We start from the raw sequence: 18,653 nt of genomic DNA on the forward strand, positions 1-18,653 counted from the left end.
ACATCGCGCGCGCCGCAGGTGGCGAGATCCGCCTGTCCAACAATCCCGGCGGCGGCCTGCTGACCCAACTGCGCCTGCCGCTGGCGGCATAAAAACAAGGCGCGCCCGGTCGCCGCGCCTCGCCGCCGTTGGATTCCGAAGAAACTACCGCCGCAACACCGCGCTCAGCACGTCGCGAATGCCGATGGCGCCGACGAAGCGCGACTGGTCGTCAAACAGCGCTACCGGAGCGGTCTGCGAACGGTGCATGGCCAGCATGACGGTTTTCAGCGAGGTGCCCGGGTTGGCCCAGAACACTTGCGCGGCTTCCTCGGATTGGCCTTCGACGTCGGCGCACGACACCCAGACCGCCGGCTTGCCGTCGCGTTCGGCCGCCGCCACCAGCCCGTGATCGTCGATCTTGAAGCGCGTCGTCTTGCGGCGGTCGAGCCAGACCCAGCCGTCCTTGCCGTGCTCCAGATCGCGACGGTCGCGCATCACGTTCCAGGCGGTCAGCACCGACAGCGGGTTCACATTGGCGATGAAGTCTCGGACATAGTCGTTGGCGGGCCGCAGCACGATGTCTTCGGGCGCGCCGGTTTGCACGATGCGCCCACCCTCCATGATGGTGATGTGGGAGCCGATCTTCAGCGCCTCCTCGAGGTCGTGGCTGACGAAGATGATGGTCTTCTTCAATTCAGCCTGCAGCTGCAGCAATTCGTCCTGCAGCTTGGTGCGGATGAGCGGGTCGAGCGCCGAGAACGGCTCATCCATCAACAGGATCGGCGCCTCGGTGGCGAAGGCCCGCGCCAGGCCGACGCGCTGCTGCATGCCGCCCGAAAGCTCATGCGCGTATTTCTTCGACCACTGGTCGAGATTGACCAGCTTGAGCTGGCGTTGCACGCGCTCCTTGCGCTCGGCTTCCGGGACGCCGGCGAGTTCGAGGCCGAGACCGACATTCTCCTCCACCGTGCGCCATGGCAAAAGGCCGAACTGCTGGAACACCATCGCCACCTGTTTCTGGCGCAGGCGCCGCAAGGTCGCCTCGTCGCAGGTGACGACATCGACGGTCTTGTCGCCATCCTTGACCAGCACCTGGCCGCGCGACACCACGTTGAGCCGGTTGACCGCCCGCAGCAATGTCGACTTGCCCGAACCGGAGAGGCCCATCAGAACGGAGATCTCGCCCTCGTTCACGGTCAGGCTGGCGCCGGCGCAGCCCAGTACATTGCCGGTCTTTTCGAGGATCTCGGCGCGGCTGGCGCCGGCGTCGATCATCTTCAGCGATCCGGCCGGGTCGGCGCCGAAGACGATATCGACGTTCCTGAAATCGACGGCGACGGTCATTTCTTGCCTCCAACGGCGATGCGGGTCATCCGGTCGAGCACGATGGCCAAAACGACGATGGCAAGCCCCGCCTCAAGCCCGAGGTCGATGCGGCGCGAGCCGAGCGCCCGGTTGATCTCGGTGCCGAGCCCGCCGGCGCCGATCAGTGCGGCAAACACCACCATCGACAGCGACAGCATGATCGATTGCGTCAGGCCGGCCATGATGGTGGGCAGTGCCGACGGCAGTTCCACCTTCCACAGCAGCTGGCTCTTGGTGGCGCCGAAAGCCTCGCCGGCCTCGACGATCGACTTCGGCACCGAGACGACGCCCAGATGCGTGAGCCGGACCGCGGTCGGGATGACGAAGATGATGGTGACGATGAGGCCGGGCGCGTTGCCGAGGCCGAACAGCGTCAGCACCGGGATCAGGTAGACGAAGGTCGGCAGCGTCTGCATCAGGTCGAGCACCGGCAGCATGACGCGGTAGACCATCGGCTTGTGCGCTGCCCAGATGCCGAGCGGCACGCCGATGGCCATGGCCATGGCAGCGGCCGCGACGACCAGCACCAGCGTCTGCACCGTCTGCTTCCAAAGGTTCTGGTTGATGATGAAGATCAGGCCGAGAAAGACGCCGATGGCAAGTGGCCGCGAGCGTTGCAGCAGCCAGGCGATAACAGCGATGATCAGCGCCAGCAGCACCGGCGGCACCATCAAGAGGATGCCGACCAGCCCATCCAGCAGGAAATTGAGGCCATTCGAAAAGGCCCTGAACACAGTGTCGAAATTGTCGGTGAGGAAACCGAAGAAGGCCTTTCCCCAGGCGCCGATCGGAATCTTGTGATCGACCATGAATTTCGAAATCGGATCCATATCGCCCCTCTCGTGCAGGAGACAGCCCTGCCCCTCGGCCTCGACCGTCGTCATCTTGTCACAGGATATGAAAAAGGGCAGCCTTTTCTAAGATGGCTGCCCTTCCTGGTTCGGCTTTGCCGAATTCAGTCGGCTCAGCTTCCGAGCGCGGTCTTGATGGCGGCGGCAGCGTCACCGCCGTCGAAGGTAGTCACGCCGGCTATCCACGGGGCAACGGCATCCGGGTGCTTCTTCAGCCAGTCGGTTGCAACCGTATTGGCGTCGCCGCCCTTGAGGATCGCGTCCATCATCTCGCCTTCCATGTCCAGGTTGAACTTCAGGTTGGCGATGAACTTGCCGGCGTTCGGGCATTCGGTGGTGTAGCCCTTGCGCACATTGGTGTAGACGGTGGCGGCGCCGAAGCCGCTGTCGCCCATGCCGTCGAGATAGGTGATCTTCATGGCGCCCATCACCGGATGCGGCGTCCAGCCGAGGAAGGCGATCCATTCATTGTTCTTCATCGACTGCTCGGCCTGCGTCAGCATGCCGGCTTCCGAGGATTCGACCAGCTCGAAGCCTTCGAGATTGTCCTTCGGGTTCTTGATCATGTCGAGGATGATGCGGTTGCCGTCATTGCCGGCCTCGATGCCATAGATCTTGCCGTTGAACTTGTCCTTGAACTTGCCGATATCGGTCAGCGATTTGACGCCGGCGTCGGCGACATAGGTCGGCACGACGATGCCGTAGCCGGCGCCGGTCAGGTTGGTGCTGATCGTCTCGACCGAACCGTCGGCTGTATAGTCCTTGATGTCGTTGGTCATCGACGGCATCCAGTTGCCGAGGAACACGTCGAGATCCTTGTTCTTCAGCGACGCCATGGTCACCGGCACCGACAGCTGGATCGTTTGCGGCTCATAGCCGAGCGCGGTCAGCAGCACGGAGGCGACGCCGGTCGTCGCCTGGATGTCGGTCCAGCCGACGTCGGAAAGGCGCACCGCCTTGCAGCTTGCCGGATCACCGGCGTAGGCAGCGCTGGTTGACAAAAAAGCCGCCAGGCCGAGGCCGGCGACGAAAGAGTTCATACGCGACATAGACAGTCTCCCATTGTGATTCTTTGGCGAAGCGTAGCTACGGTTTCTATGCCCGCCTTGTTTCGTCAGCCAAACACCATTCTGGTGTGGTTTCAAGCATTAAGACAATCACGATCAACGGCGCGGGCTGGCCAATCAGCGACACATCAGGCGCTTTTGTCTGGCCAGCCGGCTTTTTCAGGGGAATGCCGCTCTGGCCCCTCCCCGTGTCAGGCCAAGTCGGCTTAAAAGAGCGGCATGGCCAAGCTTTACTTCCACTACGCGACGATGAACGCCGGCAAGACGACGATGCTCTTGCAGGCCTCTTACAATTACCGCGAGCGCGGCATGGGCACGATGCTGTTCGTCGCCGGCCACTACCGCAAGGGCGATACAGGCCTGATCTCGTCGCGCATAGGCCTGGAGACGGAAGCCGAGATGTTTCGCGACGGCGACGATCTGTTCGCCCGCGTCGCCGCTCATCACGCGCATACGTCGGTGCATTGCGTCTTCGTCGACGAGGCGCAGTTCCTCGAGGAAGAGCAGGTCTGGCAGCTCGCCCGCATCGCCGACCGGCTGAACATCCCGGTCATGTGCTACGGCCTGCGCACCGATTTCCAGGGCAAGCTGTTTCCCGGCTCGCGCGCGCTGCTGGCCATCGCCGACGATTTGCGCGAAGTGCGCACCATCTGCCGATGCGGCCGCAAGGCGACGATGGTCGTGCGCCTCGGCCCCGATGGCAAGGTGGCGCGCCAGGGCGAGCAGGTGGCGATCGGCAAGGACGTCTATGTCTCGCTCTGCCGCCGCCACTGGGAGGAAGAGATGGGCCGCGCCGCGCCAGACGACTTCATCGGCTTTATCAAGGGCTGACGGTCGGCGGCCTTGACCCCGGCCCTATGCAGCGTTTCTTAAGGCCTCGGTACTATAACGCAGCCAGCCAGAGCTCCCCGGGGTCAGCCATGCTTCGAGCCGCTTCGTTCGCCAGTATCCTTCTCCTTGCCAGCTCGCTCGTAGCCCATGCCGGCGGTGATCCTGCCCTGGGCAAGAAGGTCTTCAACCGATGCATGGCCTGCCATGACGCAGCCACCGACCGCGACAAGGTCGGTCCGCATCTGTTGGGCGTCGTTGGCCGCACCGCCGGCAGCGCCGAGAGCTTTCTTGGCCACTATTCCGAGGCGATGAAGAGTGCTGGCGCCGCCGGCCTGGTCTGGGATGAAGCCAATCTCGCCGAGTATCTCAAGGCCCCAAAGCTGAAGGTGCCGGGCAACAAGATGGCCTTCGGCGGCCTGACCAATGACGACGACATCGCCAATGTCATCGCCTATCTGAAGGCCGATCCCAAGCCTTGATCCGCTGTTCGTCAGCTCTGTAAAACCGGCTTTCCCCTTGCATATCGCGGCCGCGATTGCTTCAGTGATTTGCCGAATACAAAGGCATCCGTGCGCCATCGGCTTGCCGCATGAAAGTTCAATGACAGCTGAACTACGGCTGGCAGGCAAGCTAATCACGCCAGGCCCCCGCCTTCACTGGTTTTCAAGACCCTGATGGATTCTTTTGTTTTCACGCCGCCCTTGTCTTCACGTCTTTCAATCCCCCGATGCCCCACATATATTCGCCGCTGTTCGCGACCAGCGACGTCATGCCGAAGCGGGAGGCCCCAATGGCGACATTGCAGAATTTCGACGCCGAAATTGCCAAGACCAAGCAGGTCGTGCAGGACATGCGCTCCAAGATCGAGCAGTCCGGCACCATGCTTGATACGCTCGCCACATCGGACAAGAAGATCGGCGACGCCAATTTCGACCTCGAGAACGCCCGCATCGAGGATGTGCTGAAGCAGCAAAAGGTGATGGAAGGCAACATTGCCGACCTGATCATCGGCCTGGAGGACGCCACCAACGTCTTCGGCTCCGAGTTCGAGAGCATGAAGAACTACACCGGCTGGGAAAAATTCATCGGTATCTTCTCCAGCCAGAGCAAGCAGCGCATGCGCACCGACCGCGTCCGCAACATGTCGCTGGCGGGCAACCTGCAGGAATTGCTGGTCAAATCCGACACCATCGTCGGCATATTGAAGGCGCAGAAAGAGGTCCTCGACCAGCGCTACAAGACCTCGGAAACCAGCCTGTCGCAGGTGATCGAGCGCCGCAAGACCACCATGACCAACCTCGAAGCCGTGCAGAAGCGCATCGAGGAGCTCAACCCGATGCTGCTCGACATCGAAAACAAGATCGCCGCTTCGACCAGTCAGAAGGACCGCACGCAGCTCGAAGGCGAACGCTCCAAGCTGGCGACGGAATACAACGAAAAGCAGGCCAAGGAGCAGGAGCTGCTGGCCGAGAGCCAGACGCTCGAGCGCTACACCTCGATGTTCCAGACCTTCGTCGATTCGCTCAACAACCAGATCGCCGCGCAATCGACGCTGATCAACAAGCTGACCATCGATACCGAGCAGCGCATCGTGCTCTACAAGGCGCTGGAAGATTCGCTGAAGACCGCCGCCCAGCAGGACGTCGCCCACAAGATCAACACGCTGGGCAGCCAGGTCGACAACACCGCCGAGGAAACCATGGCCGGCATCGGTGCTGCTTCGCAAAAACACATCGGCGACCTACTCGAGATGCACGAGAAGAACATGGTCGCCACCGCCGACATCCAGCGCCGCAAGAAGCTGGCCGACGATGCCTTTGCCCGCCGCTTCGACGAGGTGCTGAAGAAGCACAATTCGGCAAACTACGTGCAGTCTTAGAGTGACAGGACTGCCCGCGAGCGCACAGGCATGACCCCCGAAAACGAAGCGGCGGCACGATATTTCTCCGCCATCACGGCCGCGCTGAGCGGCCTTGAAGTGTTCATGCGCGACGATCGCTCGCCGCTTTACCGGCACGGCATCGTCGCCAAGATCGTCGCCGAATACATCGCCCGGCTCGACAAGTCGTTTTCCTGCTGGCGCAACCGGCTGGGCTTCATGGACACGTTCCGCATTTCGCGGGCCGAAAGCGGATTCCCGGTGTTCCAGAACCTGCTCGAACTGGAAAACGACCGCCGCCAGGCCGACGCGCGGCTTGCCAACATCCCGCTCGCCGGCGAATTGCGCGAGGAAATGGCCGACTTCATCCTGCGCCACAAGGAATTCCCCGAGGCGCTGCAGAAGTCGATGGCCGAGCGGCTCTATCTCGAGGACGTGAAAAGCGAGAACACGTTCGGTCCCTTCACGCTGGCGCAAACCGCCAAGGTCTCGGTCAATCCGAAGACGGGACGGCCCTATTATCTCGTCCATTGGGCGACGTTCGACGGCAGCGCCAACCTGCCTCTGGTCTACATGGTGACGGTGGAGGATTCTTCCGACGCGATGATCCGCCAGCTTGTCGACAGGAACGGCAAACTCAACGAGACGGTCGACATTCCGCTGCCGGTCGACGGCCTGCTCAATCCCGAGCTTGCCCATCGTTTCGACGATTTCACCGAGAAGAACTCCGCCTATACGCTGTCGCCGGCAACCATCGCGGTCAACCTCGACAAGGATTTCGAACCGCTGCACCCCAAGCAGCTGCGCCGCGTCGTGCTCGGCCCGTTCTATTCGGTGGGGATTACCGACAACAATTCGACGGTGACCGAGGTTCTGGCCAAGGTGCGCAAGCCGCAAAATGCCTGGCTTTTGACCTGGACGATCCAGGAGGTCTATTCCAAGAGCGAGAAGCCCGGCCGCAAGGGCCTGTTTTCGAGTGAGAAGACAACGCAGGAATTCTTCATCAACACTGATGATCTGGAAGCCGCGCGTCAGGGCGTGTCGAGCTATGAAAACCATGCGCTGATTCCGCACGAGGCCTATCAGGCACTCTACGCCGCCGGCGAAGCACAGAAGATTTTTGCCGGCTACAAGGTTCATATCCTGTCCAACGGACAGGTCATCTCAGACGTCTGACCGTCACACCACGGAGCACCCTTCATGGATACCGGCCTGACCACCATTCCGGAAGCCGCCATCGAGAAGCACCGCGCCACCGCGCAGAGCTTCATCACCCGCATCGTCGTGCTGGAGGACCCGTCACGGGAGTCCGGCACCGCGCTTGCCGGCACCAACCGCCGCTTCGTCTCGACCGTCTCGGTCGGCTCGGTGCGTCGCACGCGCGAGGTCGAGCTGGCCAAGACCGTCGGCGCCGTTCATCCCGACGACCAGCTGCTGACCATCCCGCAGCACACGCTCCTGTTTCGCGCCCGGCGCGGCACGGCGATCGCGCTGGCCATATCGGACGTCTTTGCCGAAGGCTCCGACCTCGAAAGCCTGCAGGCCAGGAATACCCGCGCGCCGCTCGAAGGCGACGAAGCGGCCACCTTCAAGAAGCTTCTGTCGGCCTCGGCTTACATCTCCGCCTTCAGCCTCGCCTCCTACCTGTTCCAGCTGATCGACAGCGACGGCGAGGCACCCAACGACATCCCCGAGCCGGACTTCCTGTTCGACACGCCGCAGGATGCGGTGAAGTCGATCCTCGCTGGCCTCGACAAGGCGATCTCGGGATCGTCCGATGATGCCGATTTGATGACAAGGGCACGCGCCTTCGCCCGCGTCGCCATCGACGGGCTTCTGGCCCGCAAGGGCCGCTTCGACGGCATCGGCCCGTTCGAGAACGCCCATATCCGCATCGATGCCGACGATTTCACTCTCGATGGTTTCGACGTCGCGCCGGGCAAGCGCTCAAAACCGCTGGTGATGACCTTCAAGAAGCCGGAAGAGGTCGTCGGCAACCACATCGCCAAATACCAGTCGGTCAAGCTCGCCAAGATGCTGATGGCCTATGATTTCGAGCGCGAACTCAATCCGTTCGTCGAGCTCGGCGGCTTCCTGTTCACCTTCATCGGCGACGGCGCCCCCGGCACTGGCAAGACGACGCTGATCCAGATGATCGCCGGCCTCGTCAACGGCTATTGCCAGGTCGCCGGCTATCCCTTCGCCTACGAGAATTTCGGCGTCGACCAGATCTCGTCCTACCAGGGCAAGTCGGGCCAGAACTGCCGCCAGTTCATCAACAATGTCTTGAACCCGCGCGTCATCGGCTTCGGCACCATCGACGACATCGACCAGGTGGCGGCGCGCCGCTCCGACGACCGCGCCTCGGCCGGCCAGCAGGAAATAACAGGCGTCTTGATGGACGCCTTCGCCGGCGCCGCCACCGTGGTGCGCGGCAACTGCTCATTCGGCATGTTCTCCAACTACCCCGAAAATGTCGACGACGCGCTGCGCCAGCGCGCCGGCGCCCGCTGGCTGGTCGACGGGCCGCAGAGCCGCGACGACTACATCGATATTTTTGTCCTGCTGGCGGGGAAAAACCACAAGATCCCGCTCGGCGACCACGACCTCTACGCCGCGCAGGAAATCCAGCGCGCCGTGACCGAAGCCTATGAGGAGCACGAGAAGCCGCAGGAAGATGGGCTGATGAAGGTCTACGAGCGCTACATGAAGGAGAACGGCGCGCCGAAATCGATGGCCGATATCGGCACCTATCTGCACCTGATCAAGGATGCCGAGCCCCGCTTCACCGGTCGCGCCATCAAGAATGTCACCGACGCCATCAAGATGCGCGCCATGGACATCGAGCTTCCCGACGATTGGTTCGAGAAGCCGGAAGTCTTCATGCACAAGGGCTACGACGAGAAGAAAGCGATGATCGAGGAACTGCGCGGGCCGTTCTCGATGGACATGGTCATGCAGGAGATCAACCGCTACGCCGACTCGGAGTTCCGTTATTCCGACAAGTCCGACGACTCCGCCGTGGAAAAACTGCTGCGCGACGCCCGCCTGCGCGAACGGGCTGCGCGCGAGATGGAGGAGATGAAGAAGAAGGGGCTATGGAATGCGTGAGCTGCGCCGGCCTTCCCTTCACCCCTTGTGGGAGAAGGCAAGATGAGCCCCGCCAAAAAACCCGATCTCCTGCGCGACAATGAGCTGATCTATGGCCGGCTGCTGACGGTCGACGAGCCGCATCTGATCCAGCGCTACAACAAGGCGCTCGCCGCATTCGGCTTGAAGCCGACCAAGCTGAAGACCTTCCAGATCGATCGCACCGGCTTTTCGCCCGAAGTGGCCGAGGAATGCGACGACTACGACTATCTCGATCCCAACGAGGTCAACCGCCGTTTCATCATCCTGACGCCGTCGCAGATCGACCTGCCGGTGGTGCACACCGCCTTCTCCAACACCTCGCAGCTGATGTTCGAGTTCATGTCCAAGAACCAGCGCGCCATCGATGCGCTGACGATCAAGGATGTCATCTACGGCGAGATCGAGGATTCCGTTCCCAAGGTCAACGATATCGAGGACCTGCTGTCGATCAGCCAGGTCGAGTTCAAGGTGCTGTCGGCTGAGGATGTGCTGGGCAAGGCCGCCGAGCTCGGCAAGCTCGTCGACCGGTTGAAGCAGGAGCCCGACGCCTGGCGCGACAGCGCCATGCTGAACCGCATGGTCGAGCTCGCCAAGATCTGCGGCGACATCCGCGAGAACGCGCTGGTGCCCGACCAGGTGATCTTCCGCCACAACGCCTACTGGACCAGCCATTTCGGTGGCCTTTACGTCTTCGTCGACCCGGATGTGACGACGGTGATCAGCGATCCTGCGGCGCCAGGCTTCCGCCGTTCGCGGCCGTGGCAGGTCAGCTATCTCTCCATTAACGACGCCGACAAGGTATTCAAGTTCCTCGCCACCACCGGCCGCATCGAGTTGCCGCGCGCCTCCTGGGTCGAGGCCTCGGGCTATCTCGAGCACCGCGCCGAGATGGTGGTGCGCGCGCTGATCCGCGATGCCGAGCCGAACCGCAACTTGACCAATGTCGACAAGGTCTGGCTGCAGACCTGGATCCAGAGCCATGCCGACCTGATCACCAGCGACGGCAATTTCCCTTTCCTCAACGCCGCCAAGCGCGAGATCGCCCAGCTCGGCCACCTGAAGATCGAGGATGTCTTCCCGCAGCAGCGCTTCCTGGTGATCCGCGCCAAGCCTGACCATCCTGACGCCTGGCTGACCAACCGGCTGATCTCGGATTTCGTGCCGTCGGACTTCGTCTCGCGCTACATCTTCAACAAGGACGGCTTCTACAAGGACTATGGCGGCTTCAGCGACGCCTGGCGATCGCATGTTGTGGACGTTCTCAAAACCACATATTTGAAGGACAAGGTGGCGTTTCGCACGCGCCTCTACGGCCTGACTGACTAGAACGAAATGAACCGTTATTTCGTTCTAACTTCTTGTTTTGGCGCATAATGTTATCCAAAAAGTCTGCAACTTTTTGGCATCATGCTTGAGGGGGTGACACAGCCATGCTCGATCCGATCGTGAACTTCTTCACCCGCATTTTCCAGTGGATCGGCCGCGGTATCGGGCTTTTGATCGGCGTCATCCTGTGGCCGTTCCTGTGGGCCGGACGCTGGTACACGCAACGCGGCTGGATCCTCAAGGCGGCGGTCGGCCTTGCTCTGCTGGTGCTGATCGGCCTCTATGCCAATTTCTTCTACGCCACCCAGTGGTGGAACAATTTCAACCCGAACTATCCAGACACCTACACGTTCGAGAAGCGCAATGTCTCCGCTGGCGAACAGGTCTCCGCCGGCGCCGGCACCGACACGGCCAAGACCTGCGGCAACTCCGGCATTGCCCAGATCGCCGCCGACCTGACCGACTTCAACGTCAACCAGAATGCCTGGATCTCGTCGATGATCCTCTACAAGCTCGGCCTGTTCGGCATCGACTGGGACAACACGCCGTGGATGGACAACAAGGCCTCCTTCCAGCGCGGCATCAACCAGGCGGTGCGGCGCACGGCGACTGAACTCGCCGACAATCTCGGCCGCGTCCGCACCACCTCGCAGATCGACAGCGATCTGCAGAATGCCCGCGGCAACCTGCAGTTCGACGAGGAGACCTGGTATTTCGGCCTGAACCCGTTCGGCCCCAAGACACCGACGCCGAGCTACTATCGCGACGCCGTGCGCATGCTGCGTTCCTTCAACGCTCGCCTTGCCACCTGCCAGGCGACATTCGACGCCCGCGCCGACAATCTGAAACAGTATATCGACCGCATCTCGTCCGACATCGGCTCGACCTCGGCGATCCTCAAGGAACGCGCCGAGAACCACAACAATGGCTGGTTCGACTTCCGCGCCGACGACCGCTACTGGTTCGCCTATGGCCAGCTCTATGGCTATTACGGCCTGATGAAGGGCGCCCAGGCCGACTTCGAGGACGTCATCAAGGAAAAGCATCTGCAGAACCTCTGGGACACGATGGACTCGCAGTTCGTTTCGGCGCTGAAGATCCAGCCTTTCATCATCGCCAATGGCCGCGAGGATGGCTGGCTGTTGCCGACGCATCTGACGACGATGGGCTTCTATGTGCTCAGGGTGCGCTCCAACATGGTCGAAATCAGCAACGTTCTGACGCAGTAGCGCTGTTCCATTAGGGACCAGGCGATGGCGAATTTGCGCCGTCGCCTCTGTCGCATTCCGTGCATTGTGCGGCTGTTTTGAGACGGCGGAACGACGCGTCCTCTGGCTTCTATACGGCGCGGCAACGGAGCCAGGAAGAACCGACGACAGGTCGGCCGGTCCGCAGAAGAATTTTCTCAAGAGGAAACATAGTTGCATACAAGTTGACGCCGCGGCAGCGACAGGGTTAGAACATGCCCGCGCCCGGTTCCAACCTGCTTGCCAGTAAGACCAAACCCGTCCCCTCCACCGTCCAATCCAGAGGAAAGCCGTCATGGCCGAAGTGAAGTCCGACATCGAGATCGCGCGCGGCGCCAGGAAAAAGCAGATCCAGGAGATCGGCCAGAAGATCGGCATCCCGACCGAACACCTGCTGCCCTACGGCCACGACAAGGCCAAGATATCAGCCGAATTCATCAAATCGGTGAAGGGCAACAAGGACGGCAAGCTGATCCTCGTAACCGCCATCAACCCGACGCCGGCCGGCGAAGGCAAGACCACGACCACGGTTGGTCTCGGCGACGGCCTGAACCGCATCGGCAAGAAGGCGATCGTCTGCATCCGCGAGGCTTCGCTCGGCCCGAACTTCGGCGTCAAGGGCGGTGCCGCCGGCGGCGGCTATGCGCAGGTCGTGCCGATGGAGGACATGAACCTCCACTTCACCGGCGACTTCCACGCCATCACCACCGCGCACAACCTGCTTTCGGCGCTGATCGACAACCACATCTACTGGGGCAATGAGCTCGGCATCGACACCCGCCGGGTCGTCTGGCGCCGCGTCATGGACATGAACGACCGCGCGCTGCGCGAGATCATCTGCTCGCTCGGCGGCGTCGCCAACGGCTTCCCGCGCGAGGGCGGTTTCGACATCACCGTCGCCTCGGAAGTCATGGCGATCCTCTGCCTGTCGACCGACCTGAAGGACCTGGAAAAGCGCCTCGGCGACATCATCGTCGCCTATCGCCGCGACAAGTCAGCCGTCTATGCCCGCGACCTCAAGGCCGACGGCGCCATGGCTGTGCTGCTGAAGGACGCCATGCAGCCGAACCTGGTGCAGACGCTGGAGAACAACCCGGCCTTCGTGCATGGCGGGCCGTTCGCCAACATCGCGCATGGCTGCAACTCGGTCGTCGCCACCACGACGGCGCTCAAGCTCGCCGACTACGTCGTCACCGAAGCCGGCTTCGGCGCCGATTTGGGTGCTGAAAAGTTCTTCGACATCAAGTGCCGCAAGGCGGGCTTGAAGCCGGCAGCGGCGGTCATCGTCGCCACCGTGCGCGCCATGAAGATGAATGGCGGCGTCAAGAAGGAAGACCTCGGCAAGGAAAACGTCGAGGCGGTGAAGAAGGGCTGCGCCAACCTTGGCCGCCACATCGAGAACATCAGGCAGTTCGGCGTGCCGGCGGTGGTTGCCATCAACCATTTCTATTCCGACACCGACGCCGAGATCCAGGCGATGAAGGACTATGTCGCCTCGATGGGCGAAGAAGCGATCCTGTGCAAGCACTGGGCACACGGCTCGGCCGGGATCGAGGATCTTGCCAACAAGGTGGTGGCACTGGCCGAATCCGGCGCCTCGCAGTTCGCCCCGCTCTATCCCGATGCCATGCCGCTGTTCGAGAAGATCAACACCATCGTCCAGCGCATCTATCGCGGCTCGGAAGCGATCGCCGACAAGTCGGTGCGCGACCAGCTCAAGGCGTGGGAAGACGCCGGCTACGGCCATTTGCCGGTGTGCATGGCCAAGACCCAATATTCCTTCTCGACCGACCCGAACCTGCGCGGCGCGCCGACCGGCCACACCGTGCCGGTGCGCGAGGTCAGGCTTTCGGCCGGTGCCGGCTTCGTCGTCATCATCTGCGGCGAGGTCATGACCATGCCGGGCCTGCCGAGGGCGCCGTCCTCGGAAAAGATCTTCCTCAATGAGGCCGGCAATATCGAAGGCCTGTTCTAAAATCCTTCAATTCAAACAGAAAGGGCGCCGCAGCGATGCGGCGCCCTTTCTGTTTTTTCGGATAGCCCTAAGCAGCGCTGCGCGACAGCGCCCGCTGGTTGGAGCCGAAGATCGTGTCGCGCTCCGGCAGCGCGCCGGTCTGCAGGCACTCGACCCATTCGGCGGTCTTGAGCACGGCGGCGAAGCGCGACTGCAGGATGATCGTGACCACGCGATGGATCTCCTCGGCCGAGGCGTAGCCGGCGCTGTTGGCGTAAGGCACCGAGCCGGTCGCATCCGACAGGAACTCGACGGCAAAGCCCATATGCACGGCGTGGATAATGGTCGACAGGTCACAATTATGCGTCATGTAGCCGACCACCGTGATCGTATCGATGGCATTGGCGCGAAGCCAGTCTTCCAGATCAGTGCCGGTGAAGGCGGAGGGCAGGTTCTTTTCGACATAATGGTCGCGCTCGCGCCTGGCGATTTCGGGATGCAGTTCGCCGCCGTGACTGCCCTTGGCGAAGATCGGCGAGGTCTCGGGCGCCATCTGCTTGACGACCACCACCTTGATGCCGGCAGCAGTCGCTGCATCCATGGCGCGTGCCACATTGACGACGCTGTCGCGGAACGGCGGATGCTGGATGGCGAGATTGCCGCCGTCGTAATCGTTCTGCACATCGACGACGATCAGCGCCCGGCGCGGCGCGGTGTTGGCTGGGTCAGACATGGTGTTTCCTTTCCGGCTTGAATTCGATGGATGGAAGATAGGCGGGCTGCCAGACAGCCGAAAGTGGCCCGATTGACATCATTCGAAAGAATTGGGACAATCCGCATTCAACCGCTGGAAGCACCCATGAACGACCCGATCATTGCCGTCCTCGCCTTCGACGGCATCAGCCCGTTCCATCTTTCCGTACCGTGCCTGGTCTTCGGCGAGGACAGGACGGCGCTTGGCCTGCCGCGCTTCGACTTCCGCATCTGCGCGGTCAAGGCCGGGCCGATCCATACCGAAGCCGGGCTGACAATTGCCGCGCCGCATGGGCTCGAAGGGCTCGACGGCGCCGATATCGTCATCATCCCGAGCTGGCATCATCTGAGCGAACCGGTATCGCCGCTGCTGATGGAAGCGCTGCGCCATGCGCACCAACGCGGCGCCTTGATTGTCGGCCTGTGCCTCGGCACCTTCGCCATTGCAGCGGCCGGGCTGCTTTCGGGCCGACGTGCCGCGACGCACTGGGCCTATTGCGAACAATTGCAAACACTCCATCCCGACATCGCTGTCGATGCCGCGGTGCTCTACGTCGACAATGGCGATGTCGTGACCTCGGCCGGCGTCGCCGCCGGCCTCGACTGCTGTCTCCACATCGTGCGCGCCCGCTATGGCGCGGAAGCAGCACTCCGGCTCGCCCGCCAGATCGTGCTTTCTCCGCACCGGCAGGGTGGGCAGGCACAGTTCATCGAGCATCCGGTGGCAAGAAGCGCGGACGCCGACCGCTTCACCCAGGCCCTCGACGCGGTTCGCGCGACGCTTGGCGAGGCGCATAGCCTGGACCGCGTCGCCGAGGCCGCCGGCCTGACCCGCCGCACCTTTACCCGTCGCTTTCAGAAATCGATCGGCGCCAGCTTTGGCGATTGGCTGACCAGCCAGCGGATCGAACTGGCGCAGCGTTTGCTGGAAGCGACGGAGAAATCGATGGACATGATCGCCTTCGAAGCCGGCTTCGGCAGCGCCACCTCGTTGCGTCAGCATTTTGCCGCGAGACTGAGGACATCGCCGGCGCAATACCGGCGAGAGTTTTCCAGGCGAGGCGATCAGGAAGAGCGCATGACGTATGTCCTGTCGTCCTGACCTGTTCAGCCCCGCTTGACCGGCCGCGCCGGATTGCCGATCACCGTGGCGTTCGCCGCCACGTCGCGCGTCACCACCGCACCGGCGCCGACGATGGCGCCTTCACCGATGCTGACGCCGCCAAGGATGACGGCTGAGCCGCCGATCCAGGCATTGGCGCCGATCTCAATCGGTCGGGCGATCTCCAGTCCGGCCTGCCGCCCACTGGCCTCCTTGTGGTGCTCGGCGCAGTAGATCTGCACGTTCGGGCCGAGCAGCGTTGCCTTGCCGATGCGCACGCTCGCCGTGTCGAGGATGGTGCAGCCGGCATTGAGAAACACGCCGTCGCCGAGAAAGATGTTGAAGCCATAGGCGCAGTGGAACGGCGCCTCGATACGGGCGCCCTCGCCGGCTCTTCCCAGCAGTGCCTTCAGAGCCGGCCCGAGATTGCCGCGTTGACGAGGCGGCAGCAAGTTGTGCTCGAACACCGCATCGCGCGCTATCATCCGCAACGACTCCAGTTCGTCATCGATGCAGGTATACCATTCGCCGGCCACCATCTTCACGCGCTCGCTCTCAGCCATGATGCGGTCTCCAGTTCACGTCCTTGCAAAGCACAAGTGCAGCCAAAAGCGCCGATGCCAGTACTGGTCAAATATTGGACCTATGGTAGCCTGTGACTCAAGGCCGTCTTGGCCCGTGATCGAGGGGGATCGACCATGCTCTACATTCTCGCACTTCTGATCGGCGTCATTGCCGGTCTTCGCGCCATGACGGCGCCGGCCGCCATTGCCTGGGGCGCTTATCTCGGCTGGCTGACGGTTGCCGGCACCTGGGCGAGCTTCATGAGCCATTGGGCGGCTGTCGGCATCTTCACCATCCTGGCCATTGTCGAGTTGGTCACCGACCAGTTGCCGTCGACGCCGAGCCGTAAAGTACCCCAGCAATTCGGCGCCCGCATCGTCATGGGCGCCTTCACCGGCGCGGTGATCGGCGCGACAGGCGGCGCCACCATCGGCGGCCTGATCGCGGGCGCCATCGGCGCTGTCATCGGCACGCTGGGCGGCGCCGAAGCTCGCGGCCGGCTCGCGGCCGCCTTCGGCAAGGATCCGCCCGCCGCCTTTATCGAGGACGCGGTGGCGATCATCGGCGGCCTGCTGATCGTAGCGGCGGTGGCATGACGACGAAAATCTTCGACGCCATCATCATCGGTGCCGGACAGGCTGGCCCTCCGCTGGCCGGGCGGCTGACGGCCGCCGGCATGAGCGTCGCGCTGATCGAGCGCAAGCTGGTCGGCGGCACCTGCGTCAACACCGGCTGCATGCCGACCAAGACCATGGTCGCCAGCGCCTATGCCGCGCATCTGGCGCGCCGCGCCGCCGACTATGGCGTGACGCTCTCCGGGCCGGTCGGCGTGGATTACAAGGTGATCAAGGCGCGCAAGGACAAGGTCACAAACGACGCTCGCGGCAATCTCGAGACCTGGATTGCCGGCATGGACAAGTGCACCCTCTATCGCGGCCATGCGCGTTTCGAATCCCCCAACACGGTGCGCGTCGGCGACGATCTGCTGACCGCCGAAAAGATCTTCCTCAACACCGGCGGCCGCGCCTCGGTGCCCGACCTTCCCGGCATCCACGACATCGACTATCTGACCAACTCGTCGATGATGGATCTCGACGTGCTGCCGCGCCATCTCGTCGTCGTCGGCGGCAGCTACATCTCGCTCGAATTCGCTCAGATGTTCCGCCGCTTCGGCGCGGAAGTCACCGTCGTCGAGAAGAGCCCGCGCCTGACCGGCCGCGAGGACGAGGATGTCTCCGCCGCCATCCTGTCGATCCTCGAAAACGAAGGCATCGCGGTCCATGTCGGCGCCGACGACATTGCCTTCGCCAGACAGGGTGACGACATCGCCGTGACCTTCTCCGCCGGCAAGCCACCGGCGGTCGGCTCGCATGTGCTGCTGGCGCTGGGGCGCACGCCCAACACCGACGATCTCGGCCTGGAAAGGGCCGGCGTCGAGGTCGACAAGCGCGGTTTTGTCACCGTCGACGACCAGCTGCGCACCAGCGTGCCCGGCATCTGGGCGATGGGCGACTGCAACGGCAGGGGCGCCTTCACCCACACCTCCTACAACGACTACGAGATCGTCGCCGCCAATTTGCTCGACAACGATCCGCGGAGGGTCAGCGACCGGATCGAAGCCTATGCGCTCTACATCGACCCGCCGCTTGGCCGCTGCGGCATGACCGAGGCCGCAGTGAAGAAATCCGGCCGTCGCGCGCTGGTCGGCCAGCGGCCGATGACCCGCGTCGGCCGCGCTATCGAAAAGGGCGAGACGCAGGGTTTCATGAAAATCCTGGTCGATGCCGACACCAGGGAGATCCTCGGCTGCTCGGTGCTCGGCCCCGGCGGCGACGAGGCTATCCATTGTGTGCTCGACCTGATGTACGCCAAGGCGCCCGTCGACACGCTGGCGCGTGCCGTGCACATCCATCCCAATGTTTCGGAGTTGCTGCCCACCATTGCCCAGGAGCTGAAGCCGCTGGCGTGACAGCCCGTTGAAGACCCATTTTAAAGCTCTTCCTTTTCTGCATCGCTGCAATGCAGCAATGCAGCTTGCGCACGGTGGCGTGCTTCGCGCAGTCTGGAATTGAACCGATTCAGTCTGGACGCACCATGCCCTTGCCGATCCTTGCGCTTGCCATTGCGTCCTTCTGCATCGGCACCACCGAATTCGTCATCATGGGCTTGCTGCCTGAGGTCGCCGCCGACCTCGGCGTGTCGATCCCCGCGGCGGGCCTGCTGGTTACCGGATATGCGCTGGGCGTCGTCTTCGGCGCCCCGATCGTCGCCATGGCCACTGCGCATTTGCCGCGCAAGCCGGTGCTGGTCGGGCTGGCCGTGCTGTTCGTCGTCGGCAATCTGTTTTGCGCCATCTCGCCCAACTACTGGACGCTGATGGCCGCGCGCGTCTTCACCGCTTTCGGCCACGGCGCCTTCTTCGGCATCGGCTCGGTCGTTGCCGCCAGCCTGGTGCCGCGCAACAAGCGCGCCAGCGCTATCGCGCTGATGTTCGCCGGGCTGACGCTGTCCAACATCCTGGGTGTTCCCGCCGGAACCGCACTTGGCGAAGCGGTCGGCTGGCGCTCCACCTTCGTTGCCGTGGTCGGTATCCGCCTGAT

At 62.8% G+C, this 18,653-nt stretch carries 18 protein-coding genes; 13 read left to right on the forward strand and 5 right to left on the reverse strand.

Features of this window, described 5'->3' with window-relative positions; translation table 11 throughout:
- Window positions 1–92, forward strand: a 92-nt coding sequence (locus EN990_RS36080) for a hypothetical protein (RefSeq protein WP_245469176.1), incomplete at its 5' end; no start/stop codon positions are given.
- A 52-nt stretch (window positions 93–144) separates the two neighbouring features.
- Here EN990_RS36080 and choV read toward each other — a convergent pair.
- The 3 genes from choV to EN990_RS09810 all read right to left on the reverse strand — a co-directional run bounded on the left by choV (window position 145) and on the right by EN990_RS09810 (window position 3,247).
- Window positions 145–1,326 carry a choline ABC transporter ATP-binding protein gene (gene choV / locus EN990_RS09800; protein ID WP_127384912.1) on the reverse strand — a complete coding sequence of 394 codons (1,182 nt, stop codon included), beginning with the start codon at window positions 1,324–1,326 and terminating at the stop codon, window positions 145–147.
- Window positions 1,323–2,177 carry a choline ABC transporter permease subunit gene (choW, locus tag EN990_RS09805; protein WP_127369285.1) on the reverse strand — a complete coding sequence of 285 codons (855 nt, stop codon included), beginning with the start codon at window positions 2,175–2,177 and terminating at the stop codon, window positions 1,323–1,325. The genes choV and choW overlap by 4 nt, the downstream gene beginning before the upstream one ends.
- Window positions 2,178–2,311: 134 nt before the next feature.
- A complete protein-coding gene (locus tag EN990_RS09810; protein ID WP_013529956.1) occupies window positions 2,312–3,247 on the reverse strand; it encodes a choline ABC transporter substrate-binding protein in 936 nt (311 codons plus the stop codon).
- A 237-nt stretch (window positions 3,248–3,484) separates the two neighbouring features.
- On the opposite strand from EN990_RS09810, the gene EN990_RS09815 reads away from it, so the two are divergent.
- The 8 genes from EN990_RS09815 (at window position 3,485) to EN990_RS09850 (ending at window position 13,655) form a co-directional block, all read left to right on the forward strand.
- Window positions 3,485–4,096 (forward strand): thymidine kinase, encoded by a 612-nt coding sequence (locus tag EN990_RS09815; protein WP_027162173.1) that lies wholly within the window; start codon window positions 3,485–3,487, stop codon window positions 4,094–4,096.
- An 89-nt stretch (window positions 4,097–4,185) separates the two neighbouring features.
- Complete coding sequence (locus EN990_RS09820) at window positions 4,186–4,575, forward strand: cytochrome c family protein (protein WP_027162174.1); 390 nt, start codon at window positions 4,186–4,188, stop codon at window positions 4,573–4,575.
- A gap of 311 nt (window positions 4,576–4,886) precedes the next feature.
- The gene (locus tag EN990_RS09825) at window positions 4,887–5,975 is read left to right on the forward strand and encodes a hypothetical protein (protein ID WP_024504535.1); all 1,089 of its coding nucleotides are present in this window, start codon (window positions 4,887–4,889) and stop codon (window positions 5,973–5,975) included.
- 30 nt (window positions 5,976–6,005) lie between these two features.
- Complete coding sequence (locus tag EN990_RS09830) at window positions 6,006–7,151, forward strand: hypothetical protein (protein ID WP_027162175.1); 1,146 nt, start codon at window positions 6,006–6,008, stop codon at window positions 7,149–7,151.
- 24 nt (window positions 7,152–7,175) lie between these two features.
- Window positions 7,176–9,086 (forward strand): ATP-binding protein, encoded by a 1,911-nt coding sequence (locus EN990_RS09835; RefSeq protein WP_024504534.1) that lies wholly within the window; start codon window positions 7,176–7,178, stop codon window positions 9,084–9,086.
- A 42-nt stretch (window positions 9,087–9,128) separates the two neighbouring features.
- On the forward strand, window positions 9,129–10,433 hold the full coding sequence (locus EN990_RS09840; protein ID WP_127369343.1) for a DUF6638 family protein: 1,305 nt from the start codon (window positions 9,129–9,131) through the stop codon (window positions 10,431–10,433).
- A gap of 104 nt (window positions 10,434–10,537) precedes the next feature.
- Window positions 10,538–11,662 (forward strand): DUF2333 family protein, encoded by a 1,125-nt coding sequence (locus EN990_RS09845; RefSeq protein ID WP_013529949.1) that lies wholly within the window; start codon window positions 10,538–10,540, stop codon window positions 11,660–11,662.
- 313 nt (window positions 11,663–11,975) lie between these two features.
- Window positions 11,976–13,655, forward strand: coding sequence for a formate--tetrahydrofolate ligase (locus EN990_RS09850; protein ID WP_013529948.1), 1,680 nt, complete (start codon window positions 11,976–11,978; stop codon window positions 13,653–13,655).
- Between the two features lie 67 nt (window positions 13,656–13,722).
- On the opposite strand, the gene EN990_RS09855 is transcribed toward EN990_RS09850, so the two are convergent.
- Entirely contained in the window at window positions 13,723–14,367 is a 645-nt protein-coding gene (locus tag EN990_RS09855) for a cysteine hydrolase family protein (protein ID WP_127370304.1), read from the reverse strand.
- A 126-nt stretch (window positions 14,368–14,493) separates the two neighbouring features.
- On the opposite strand from EN990_RS09855, the gene EN990_RS09860 reads away from it, so the two are divergent.
- On the forward strand, window positions 14,494–15,489 hold the full coding sequence (locus EN990_RS09860; protein WP_024504530.1) for a helix-turn-helix domain-containing protein: 996 nt from the start codon (window positions 14,494–14,496) through the stop codon (window positions 15,487–15,489).
- A 5-nt stretch (window positions 15,490–15,494) separates the two neighbouring features.
- Here the strand turns inward: EN990_RS09860 and EN990_RS09865 are convergent, their stop codons facing one another.
- On the reverse strand, window positions 15,495–16,052 hold the full coding sequence (locus EN990_RS09865) for a sugar O-acetyltransferase (RefSeq protein ID WP_127370074.1): 558 nt from the start codon (window positions 16,050–16,052) through the stop codon (window positions 15,495–15,497).
- 135 nt (window positions 16,053–16,187) lie between these two features.
- On the opposite strand from EN990_RS09865, the gene EN990_RS09870 reads away from it, so the two are divergent.
- From EN990_RS09870 to EN990_RS09880, 3 genes are all read left to right on the forward strand, one after another.
- A complete protein-coding gene (locus tag EN990_RS09870; RefSeq protein WP_027162181.1) occupies window positions 16,188–16,649 on the forward strand; it encodes a membrane protein in 462 nt (153 codons plus the stop codon).
- Window positions 16,646–18,022: an FAD-containing oxidoreductase gene (locus EN990_RS09875; RefSeq protein WP_127370073.1), complete on the forward strand. Its 1,377-nt coding sequence runs from the start codon at window positions 16,646–16,648 to the stop codon at window positions 18,020–18,022. Before EN990_RS09870 ends, EN990_RS09875 begins: the two co-directional genes overlap by 4 nt.
- A gap of 125 nt (window positions 18,023–18,147) precedes the next feature.
- Window positions 18,148–18,653: MFS transporter (locus tag EN990_RS09880; protein ID WP_164766101.1), on the forward strand; the 506-nt coding region annotated here is incomplete at its 3' end.

The organism is Mesorhizobium sp. M7A.F.Ca.US.005.03.1.1 (assembly GCF_003997975.1).
In the GTDB taxonomy this organism is placed as follows: domain Bacteria; phylum Pseudomonadota; class Alphaproteobacteria; order Rhizobiales; family Rhizobiaceae; genus Mesorhizobium; species Mesorhizobium ciceri.